Raw genomic sequence first — 9334 nt, 5'->3', positions numbered from 1 at the left:
CTAGGGCCTGTCCTGCGGATCTTCACTTGAGATGGAGGACGATGCAGGCGAGGATGATCTCGGCTCGGTGGTAGGCGGCTCGTTTGGCGAACCTGGTGGCCAGGCCGCGGAACTGCTTGAGCCGGTTGAAACAGCGTTCGACGACGTTGCGCATCTTGTAGATGTCGGTGTCGAAGGCCGGTGGCCTGCCACCGGCCGAGCCCTTGGCCTTGCGGTGGGCGACCTGGTCGACACGCTCGGGGATAGTGGCCTTGATCCGTCGCTGTCGTAGCGCGGTGCGGGTGCTCGGGTGGGCGTAGGCCTTGTCGGCGATCACCCGCCCGACCCGCACCCGCTGCCCGTCGACGTCGATGTCATCGATGTCCTCAAGCAGCGGCAGCAGTTGCGGGTTGTCCCCGGCCTGGCCGGGGGTGAGGATCACCGCCAGCGGCAGACCGGCCGCGTCGACGGCCAGATGGAGCTTGGTCGTCAGCCCTCCGCGGGAGCGTCCGAGGCATTCCCCGTCGATGGCGAGGTTCTCGATCCAGTCCGCGCAGCCCCCTTTTTCCGGGCACCGGCCGCGTGTTGGTGGGCCCGGATGCTCGTGGAGTCGACGCTGACCACGAAGGCCACGTTGTCCTCGAGTGTCCCGAGTGAGTCGTCTTTGACGATCACGTGCTCCAGTATCCGGTCCCACGTCCCGTCGGCGGTCCACTTCCGCAACCGTTCGTGCGCTGTCTTCCACGGCCCATACCGTCCTGGCAGGTCACGCCAGGGCGCGCCGGTGCGTTCCTTCCACAGGATCGCGTCGATCACCTGCCGGTGACTGCGCCACCGACCACCGCGCTGCCCGCTCTGCGCGGGCAGCAACGGCGCGATCGCAGCCCAGGCCTTGTCCGTCAGCTCACCACGTCCGACCACACCCCATCATCTGCACACGATCATGGGAAAGATCCGCAGGACACGCCCTAGTCCGTGGTGGTGGCGGTGATGGTGTTGCCGTTGCCGGAGAACAGCGAGGAGACCAGGCCGGTGTAGTAGCCGCAGCCGGTGAACGCGGGCAGGTCGTAGTTCCCGGTCAGGGAGCCGCTGTGGTTGATGGCGAGCCCGTCGCCCGCCGTGAGCGCGAGGGTTGTCGTGCTCTGGCAGGTGTTCTGGTCGCGCAGCAGCGGTATGCCGAGGATCGACAGGTCCGCCACGGTGACGGTCGCCGGTGCGGTGAAGCCGTCGGCGAAGCTGCCGGTGACCGGACCCGGGGTCACCCGCACGCTCGCGGTCGCCGGGATGACGCCGAGCAGTCGCAGCGCGGCGGTTCCGGAGTCGGGCAGGTCGAGTGAGCCGGTGACGGACTTGTCGAGCGCCTCGGTCAGCGCGAGCGACCCGGCGCCCAGGTCCACCTCCGTGCCCGCGACCCCGGCGCGGGCGGTGACGGCGTAGTCCGCGCTGGTGGGACCGGGGAGCACGTTGACGTTGTGCCACGGCTCGAACCACGGTGAGCCGAGGCAGAGGACCGGGATCGTGCCGATCGAAGTGGGCGACCCGTCCGCCTTGAGCGGGGTGACCGAGACCCCGGAACCCCCGTGGTACATCGCGGTCACCTGTGGGCCCACCCTGGTGAAGAGGAACGGTGGCAGTTCACCGGAGCCCTCGACCTGGGTCGACGCCGCGGGCAGCGGTGTGGTGGTGGTGAACGTGATCGGGTGGCGATCGGTCCCGCTCACCCCGTAGTACTGGAGGTCGACGTGCCCGGTGAGGGACACCGAGGCCGCGCCTTTTGCCACCAGGTAGGCGGTGAGCGGGCTCTTGGCGGACAGGTCGAGGTTGGTCGAGCCGCTTGCCCGCCACGGGATCGACGCGGTCGGCTGGTTCACCACCGCGGTGTCCGGCACGCTCATGGTGACCGAAACCCCAGTGGACGTCTCGAACCGCGGGAGCCCCGGCATGTCGACCGAGCAGGACGACGATCCTCCTGACCGCGTGATCTCCACGGTCGCCGCGGACGCCGGGCCCGTGCCGAGCGCGGCTGCCACGCCCGCCGTGGTCGTGATCGCCGCGAGTGCGGCCACCAGTCTTCTTGTGCGCAAGGTCGTTCCCCTCATCGAAGAGTTGTGGGATGCAGGTCGTGCGCTCAGTTGGGCGAGGCGGTGATGGTGAGGGTGTTCCCCTTGCCGGAGAACAGGGAGCCGAGGAAACCGCCGTACGCGCCGCACCCGCTGAACGCGGGGGTCTCGAAGGTGCCGGTGAGCGCGCCGCCGGTGGCGGGGGCGAAGTCGGCGCCGGGGGTGAGGGTGAGCGGTCCGGTGCTGCGGCAGGTGGTCGACCCGCGCAGGACCGGGATGCCGAAGACGCTCAGGTCCGGGATCGCGACGGTGGCCCGGCTGCGCAGCGCGCCCGGGACCGTGCCGCTGAGCGGGTCGGTCGTCAGCCGCACGGTCGCGGCCGTGGGGATGACGCCGAGGGCGCGGGTGCTGACCGCGGCGGTCGTGGGCAGGTCGAGCGCGCCGGTGACCGCGTCGGTGGCGCTGTCGCTGGTCAGGGTCAGCGAGCCGGTGCCGAGGTCGACCGGGGTGCGCCCCAGGCGGCCGGTGGCGGTGGCGGTGTGCGTGGCGGTCGTGGCCGCGGGCAGGACCGGCAGGTCGATCCAGGGGAAGAACGACGGCGGGATCAGGCAGAACGAGTTGAACGTGCCGTACCCGGTGGGGGAGCCGTCGGCCCGGCGGGGGGTGAGCAGGATGGTGTACCCGCCCATCCACACCACGGTCGACCGGGCCTGCGGCCGGGTGAACTCCAGCGGCGGCAGCGTGCCGGAGCCCGCCATGGTGATCGCCCCGGCCGTGAGCGGCAGGTCGGAGCTGAACTCCACGTCGTGGCGCTCGCCCGATCCGGACAAGGTGTAGTAGATCAGGCGGATCTGCATCGTCGCGGTCAGCGAGGTGGCCCCGGCGGCGGTGAGGGCGGTGCGCAGCACGCTGCCCTCGCTCAGGTCCAGGTCCGAGGACGCCTGTCCGCGCCAGGGGATCGGGGCGGTCGGCTGGCCGACGACGGCGCTGGTGGGCACGTCGAGGTCGACGGAGAACTGTCCGATCGAGTCCAGCGGCGCGGGGTGGTCGGGCAGGCGCAGCGGGCAGTTCGCCCCGAAGGTCCGGGTGACGGTGGTGGTGTCCGCCGCGGGGGCTCCCGTCGCCGCGCCGCCGACCGCGGCGGCCGTGCCGACCGCCACCGCTGCCGCCGCCAGGATTGCCAGTGATCTTCGAACCCGCATGGTCTCTCCGCTCCCGTGGGAAATGTGGCTGATGATCTGACCACGCGAAGAATCCGCAGCTCAAGGGCGTTTTTTCGGTATCGGGAAAGTGCTCATGCCGGTACGGGGACCGGGGCGCGAAACCGTCACACCGGACAGCGTGCGGCGTGCCGGATCAGCCCGAGTGGGGCAGGCGGGCCGGGACGACGGCGGGGTGCCCGGTCGAGGTGTGCACGACCTCCACCGCCGCGCCGTAGTGGCGGGCCACGGTCGCCGCGGTGAGCACCTGCGCCGGTGTGCCCTGCGCGACCGGTTCGCCGCGGTCCACCAGCAGCAGCCGCTCGGCGTACTGCGCGGCGAACACCAGGTCGTGCAGGGTGCTGACGACCGTGGTGCCGTCCTCGGCGCGCAGCCGGTCGACCAGCTCCAGCAGGGACTGAGCGTGCCCGATGTCCAGGCCGGTGGTCGGCTCGTCGAGCAGCAGCACCGGGGTCTGCTGGGCCAGCACCCGGCCCAGCACCGCGCGCTGGCGCTCACCGCCGGACAGGGTGCGCAGCTCCCGGCCCGCCAGGTGGCCCAGGTCGAGCCGGTCCAGCACGTCCGCCACGACGGCCCGGTCCCGGGCGCCCTCGCGGGCCAGCGGGTCCAGGTGCGGGGTGCGGCCAAGCAGCACGTAGTCCGCCACCACCATGCCGTCCGGCACGACGGCGACCTGCGGGGCGTAGCCGATCGCGCGGGCCCGCTCGCGGGCGGACATCCCGGCGGCGGCCCTGCCGCCCAGCTCCAGCACCCCGGTGTGCCGCACCAGCCCCGCCACGGCCTTCAGCAGCGTCGACTTGCCCGCGCCGTTCGGCCCCACCACCGCCAGCCAGCTCCCGGCGGGCACGTCCACCGTCACCCCGGCGACCACCGGGGCACCGCCGTACCCGGCGGCGACGTCGCGCAGCCGCAGCCCGGTCACCGCACCCGCCCCCGGTACCGGCGCAGCACCGCGGCGAAGAACGGCGCCCCGGTGCACGCGGTGATCACGCCCAGCGGCAGCTCCGCCGGGGCCACCACCGTCCGCGCCACCTGGTCGCACACGATCAGGAACACCGCCCCGCCCACCAGCGACAGCGGCACCACCACCCGGTGCCCGGAGCCCGCGAGCAGCCGCACCACGTGCGGCACCACGATCCCCACGAACCCGATCAGCCCGCTGACCGCGACCGCCGCCGCGGTGGCCAGGGAGGCGGCGAGCAGCACCACCAGCCGCACCCGCCCCGGCCGCACCCCCAGCGACGCCGCCTCCTCGTCGCCGAGGGCCAGCACGTCGAGCAGCCGCGCGCACAGGCACAGCACCACCGCGGCGACGGCCAGGTACGGCAGCGTCAGCAGCACCTCGTGCCAGCCGCTGGTGTTGAGCCCACCGAGCATCCAGGTGTAGACCTGCTTGATCGTGTCGGTGTCCAACTGCTGCGCGAAGGTCTGCACCGCGGTGAGGAACGCCGCCACCGCCACCCCCGACAGCAGCAGCACCGCCGTCCCGCCGCCCGCGGACCGGCCCAGCGCCCAGGTGAGCCCGACCCCGCCCAGCGCGCCCGCGAACGCCGCCAGCGGCAGCGGGCCGACGACCCAGCCGGTGACCCCGGGGGCGGCGATCACCACCAGCGTCGCCGCCAGGCCCGCGCCCGCGGCGGCGCCGAGCAGGTACGGGTCGGCCAGCGGGTTGCGGAACACGCCCTGGAACGCCGCGCCGGACACCGCCAGCGCCGCCCCGACCAGCCCGGCCAGCAGCACCCTCGGCACCCGGACCTGCCACACGATCGCCGCCTCGCGCTCCGACAGCGGCGACACACCGCCGGTCAACTGCGCCCACACCTCGGCGACGACCCGGTCCCAGCCCAGTTCGGCGGCGCCGAGCAGGGTCGCCACGCACACCACCGCCACCAGCGCGGCCACGGCGACGACCAGGACGCCGGGGGTGAGCCGGGATCGGGACAAGGGGTCAGGCCTTCGCCACCGCGTCGGCGACGACCCGCACCAGGTCGACCACCCGCGGCCCCCAGCGGGAGGCGATGTCGTCGTCGAGGACGACGACGCGCCCGGCGCGCACCGCGTCCACGGTGGACCAGCCCGGCCGGGCGGCGACGGTCTGCGCGCTCTGCCCGCAGCACTGCCCGTCGGCCAGGAACACCAGCGCCGGGTTCGCCTTGATCACGTACTCGGCGGAGAGCTGCGGGTAGCCGCTGCCGGTCGCGTCGGCGGCGTCGGCGATGTTGGTCAGTCCGAAGAGGCCGTAGACCTGCCCGACGAAGGTCTTCGACGTCACGGAGTACAGCTCGGTGTCCAGCTCGTGGTAGTAGGCGACCGCCTTCTTCGGCGTGTCGCGGACAACCTTGTCGATGTCGGCGCGCATCCGGGCCACCAGGTCGTCGGCGGGGTGCCCGGTTGCCTTGCCCAGCACGTCCAGTTGGGCGTAGACGTCGTCGAGGGTGGTGGCGGCGCTGAGCACCAGCACCGGGACCTCGACCTTCGCCAGCCCGGCGACCAGGCCGCCCGGGTCGCCGGAGGCCACCACCAGGTCCGGGGTCTTCGCCGCGATGGCCTCGACGTTCGGGGTCAGTCCGGACAGGTCGGTCCGCGGCGCCTCGGCCGGGAAGTCCGACTGGTCGTCCACGGCGACCACCTGCGGCCCGGCCCCCAGCGCGAACAGGCCCTCGGTGGCCGTGGACGACAGCGACACGATCCGCTCCGGGCGCTCCTCGAGGGTCAGCGGCGCGCCGCCCGGCGGGGTCACCGTGACCGGGAAGGCGGCGGCCGGGGCCGCGGAAGTCGGGGTTGGCTCGGGTTCCCGGGTCGCGCAACCCGACGTCGCCAGGGTCGTGCAGAGCGCGGTCAGCAGGAGCGCGACACCCGCGCGTCGAATGGTCACGATCGCTGGACGCTAGCAGCCGCAAGCGCTTCGCGTGCGGAGGCCGCCGTCGGCCCCCTGGGTTATGCTCACCGAGGTCCGGTCATCCGCGTGCGGGGGCCGCGACCAGTCGCGTCTTCCCCACGCGGCCATCCGGGTGTGACGACGGTTTCTTGTTCGTTTCAGGACTGTTAAGCTCGGACCATCCCCCGCGGGCCGCCGCCGTCCCGTGCCCAGACCCCTGGCACCGCCGCCGAGGCATCACCCCCCGCCCCTGGCACCGCCCGACCTGAGCGCGTGACGTCGAAGGAGGACCCCCGCACATGATCTTCTCCGCCCTGCCGCGCACCCAAGGCCTGTACGACCCGGCCGCGGAGCACGACGCCTGCGGTGTCGCCATGGTGGCCGACATCCTGGGCAGGCGTTCGCACGGGATCGTCACCGACGCGCTCACCGCGCTGGCCAACCTGGAGCACCGCGGCGCCGCGGGCTCGGAGCCGACCAGCGGTGACGGCGCGGGCATCCTGGTGCAACTGCCCGACGCGCTGCTGCGCGCCGAGGTCGGCTTCGCCCTCCCCGAGCCGGGCCCCGACGGGGACCTCGGCTACGCCACCGGCCTGGCCTTCCTGCCCACCGACCCCGACGAGCGCGCCAAGGCCGTCGCGCTCCTCGAGCGGATCGCCGCCGAGGAGGGGCTGGCGGTGCTGGGCTGGCGCGAGGTGCCGACCACGCCCGACGCCGCGGGCATCGGGCCGACCGCGCGCGGGGTCATGCCGCACTTCGCCATGCCGTTCCTGACCGCCCGCCGCGACGACCCGACCGACGGGTCCGCCGTGACCGGGGTGGCGCTGGACCGGTTGGCGTTCTGCCTGCGCAAGCGGGTGGAGCGCGAGAGCGTGGCCGAGGGCTGCGGCACCTACTTCCCGTCGCTGTCCTCGCGCACGATGGTCTACAAGGGAATGCTGACCACCGCCCAGGTCCCCGCCTTCTTCACCGACCTGACCGACGAGCGGCTGGTCTCCGCCATCGCGCTGGTGCACTCCCGCTTCTCCACCAACACCTTCCCGTCGTGGCCGCTGGCGCACCCGTTCCGCTACGTCGCGCACAACGGCGAGATCAACACCGTCCGCGGCAACCGCAACCGGATGCGCGCCCGCGAGGCGCTGCTGGCCTCGGACCTGATCGGCGGCGACCTCAATCGGCTCTACCCGGTGGTCGACCCGTCCGGTTCGGACTCCGCGTCCTTCGACGAGGTGCTGGAGCTGCTGCACCTGGGTGGGCGCAGCCTGCCGCACGCGGTGCTGATGATGATCCCGGAGGCCTGGGAGAACCACCGCACGATGGACCCGGCCCGGCGGGCCTTCTACCAGTTCCACTCGGGGCTGATGGAGACCTGGGACGGCCCGGCGTGCGTCACCTTCACCGACGGCACCCTGGTCGGCGCCGTGCTCGACCGCAACGGGCTGCGCCCGGCGCGCTGGTGGCGGCTGGCCGACGACCGGGTGGTGCTGGCCAGCGAGACCGGTGTCCTCGACGTGCCCCCGGACCGGGTGATCGCCAAGGGCAGGCTGCGGCCGGGCCGGATGTTCCTGGTGGACACGAAGGCCGGACGGCTCGTCGACGACGACGAGGTCAAGTCCGCCCTGGCCGCCGAGAAGCCCTACGGGGAGTGGCTGCACGCCGGGCTGCTCAAGCTCGCCGACCTGCCCGGCCGCGAGCACGTCGTGCAGACCCACGAGTCGGTGCTGCGCCGCCAGCTCACCTTCGGCTACACCGAGGAGGAGTTGAAGGTCCTGCTGACGCCGATGGCGGTCACCGGGGCCGAGCCGATCGGCTCGATGGGCACCGACACCCCGCCCGCGGTGCTCTCGCAGCGCTCGCGGCTGTTCTACGAGTACTTCAAGCAGAACTTCGCCCAGGTCACCAACCCGCCGCTGGACGCGATCCGCGAGGAGATCATCACCTCGGTGCAGCGGATCATGGGCCCGGAGCAGAACCTGCTCGACCCCGGCCCGGCGTCCTGCCGCCACATCCAGCTCCCGTACCCGGTCATCGACAACGACGAGCTGGCCAAGCTCATCCACGTCAACGACGACGGCGATCTGCCCGGCTTCGCCTGCACCGTCCTCAGCGGACTCTACGAGGTCACCGGCGGCGGCGCGGCGCTCGCCGCGGCCGTCGAGCGGGTGCGCCGCGAGGCGTCGGAGGCGATCGCGGCGGGCGCGCGCACGCTGGTGCTGTCCGACCGCGACTCCGACCACCGGATGGCGCCCATCCCGTCGCTGCTGCTGGTCTCGGCCGTGCACCACCACCTGGTGCGCACCAAGGAGCGGCTGCGGGTCGCGCTGGTCGTGGAGTCCGGCGACGCCCGCGAGGTGCACCACGTGGCGCTGCTGCTGGGCTACGGCGCGGCGGCGGTCAACCCGTACCTGGCGTTCGAGACCATCGAGGACCTGATCGCCCAGGGCTCGATCACCGGTGTCGAGCGGCCCCGGGCGGTGCGCAACTACGTGCAGGCCCTGGTCAAGGGCGTGCTCAAGATCATGTCCAAGATGGGCATCTCCACCGTCGGCGCCTACACCGGTGCCCAGGTCTTCGAATCCCTCGGCCTGGCCGGGGACCTGCTGGACGAGTACTTCACCGGCACCGGCTCCAAGCTCGGCGGCGTCGGCCTCGACGTCGTCGCCACCGAGGTCGCCGCCCGCCACCGCCGCGCGCACCCGGAGAACCCGACCGAGCGCGTGCACCGCCGCCTGGAGGTGGGCGGCGAGTACGCCTACCGGCGCGAGGGCGAGCTGCACCTGTTCGACCCGGACACGGTCTTCCTGCTCCAGCACGCCACCCGCACCGGCCGCGAGGACGTCTACCGCTCCTACACCGCCGAGGTCGAACGGCTCAACCGCGAGGGCGGCGCGCTGCGCGGGATGTTCGCCCTGCGCACCGGGACCCGCCCGCCGGTCCCGGTGGAGGAGGTCGAGCCGGTCGAGGACATCCTCACGCGGTTCAACACCGGGGCGATGTCCTACGGCTCCATCTCCGCCGAGGCGCACGAGACGCTGGCCATCGCGATGAACATGATCGGCGGCCGGTCCAACACCGGCGAGGGCGGCGAGGACCCCGAGCGCCTCTACGACCCGCGCCGCCGCTCCGCGATCAAGCAGGTGGCTTCCGGCCGCTTCGGCGTCACCAGCGAGTACCTGGTCAACGCCGACGACATCCAG

Annotated in this window: 7 protein-coding genes and 1 pseudogene; 2 read left to right on the top strand and 6 right to left on the bottom strand. The window is 72.8% G+C overall.

Features of this window, described 5'->3' with window-relative positions; genetic code table 11:
- Window positions 1-22 precede the first annotated feature (22 nt).
- Together UO65_RS34345 and UO65_RS05095 are read right to left on the bottom strand one after the other, a co-directional pair.
- Window positions 23-900: pseudogene (locus UO65_RS34345) on the bottom strand (IS5 family transposase).
- Between the two features lie 47 nt (window positions 901-947).
- Window positions 948-1874 (bottom strand): hypothetical protein, encoded by a 927-nt coding sequence (locus tag UO65_RS05095; RefSeq protein ID WP_035279243.1) that lies wholly within the window; start codon window positions 1872-1874, stop codon window positions 948-950.
- A 46-nt stretch (window positions 1875-1920) separates the two neighbouring features.
- Here UO65_RS05095 and UO65_RS05090 point away from each other — a divergent pair, with 46 nt between their 5' ends.
- Window positions 1921-2127, top strand: a complete 207-nt coding sequence (locus UO65_RS05090) for a hypothetical protein (protein WP_152551988.1) — start codon at window positions 1921-1923, stop codon at window positions 2125-2127.
- Here the strand turns inward: UO65_RS05090 and UO65_RS05085 are convergent.
- The 4 genes from UO65_RS05085 to UO65_RS05070 all read right to left on the bottom strand — a co-directional run bounded on the left by UO65_RS05085 (window position 2108) and on the right by UO65_RS05070 (window position 6134).
- Window positions 2108-3241: a DUF6801 domain-containing protein gene (locus UO65_RS05085; protein WP_152551987.1), complete on the bottom strand. Its 1134-nt coding sequence runs from the start codon at window positions 3239-3241 to the stop codon at window positions 2108-2110. The two genes, UO65_RS05090 and UO65_RS05085, sit on opposite strands and share 20 nt — an antisense overlap.
- 154 nt (window positions 3242-3395) lie before the next feature.
- Window positions 3396-4181: an ABC transporter ATP-binding protein gene (locus tag UO65_RS05080; RefSeq protein WP_035279238.1), complete on the bottom strand. Its 786-nt coding sequence runs from the start codon at window positions 4179-4181 to the stop codon at window positions 3396-3398.
- Window positions 4178-5203 (bottom strand): FecCD family ABC transporter permease, encoded by a 1026-nt coding sequence (locus UO65_RS05075; protein ID WP_035279236.1) that lies wholly within the window; start codon window positions 5201-5203, stop codon window positions 4178-4180. The genes UO65_RS05080 and UO65_RS05075 overlap by 4 nt, the downstream gene beginning before the upstream one ends.
- A 4-nt stretch (window positions 5204-5207) precedes the next feature.
- The gene (locus UO65_RS05070; protein WP_233427448.1) at window positions 5208-6134 is read right to left on the bottom strand and encodes an ABC transporter substrate-binding protein; all 927 of its coding nucleotides are present in this window, start codon (window positions 6132-6134) and stop codon (window positions 5208-5210) included.
- 302 nt (window positions 6135-6436) lie between these two features.
- On the opposite strand from UO65_RS05070, the gene UO65_RS05065 reads away from it, so the two are divergent.
- Window positions 6437-9334: glutamate synthase central domain-containing protein (locus UO65_RS05065; protein ID WP_035279235.1), on the top strand; the 2898-nt coding region annotated here is incomplete at its 3' end.

The sequence above is a fragment of the Actinokineospora spheciospongiae genome (genome assembly GCF_000564855.1).
GTDB classification, from domain to species: Bacteria; Actinomycetota; Actinomycetes; order Mycobacteriales; family Pseudonocardiaceae; genus Actinokineospora; species Actinokineospora spheciospongiae.
This window is presented reverse-complemented; position numbering and strand designations above follow the sequence as displayed.

Coding starts and splice junctions, on each gene's coding strand:
- UO65_RS05095 (WP_035279243.1), bottom strand. CDS start 1,874: ATGAGCGTGCCGGACACCGCGGTGGTGAACCAGCCGACCGCGTCGATC.
- UO65_RS05090 (WP_152551988.1), top strand. CDS start 1,921: ATGTCGACCGAGCAGGACGACGATCCTCCTGACCGCGTGATCTCCACG.
- UO65_RS05085 (WP_152551987.1), bottom strand. CDS start 3,241: ATGCGGGTTCGAAGATCACTGGCAATCCTGGCGGCGGCAGCGGTGGCG.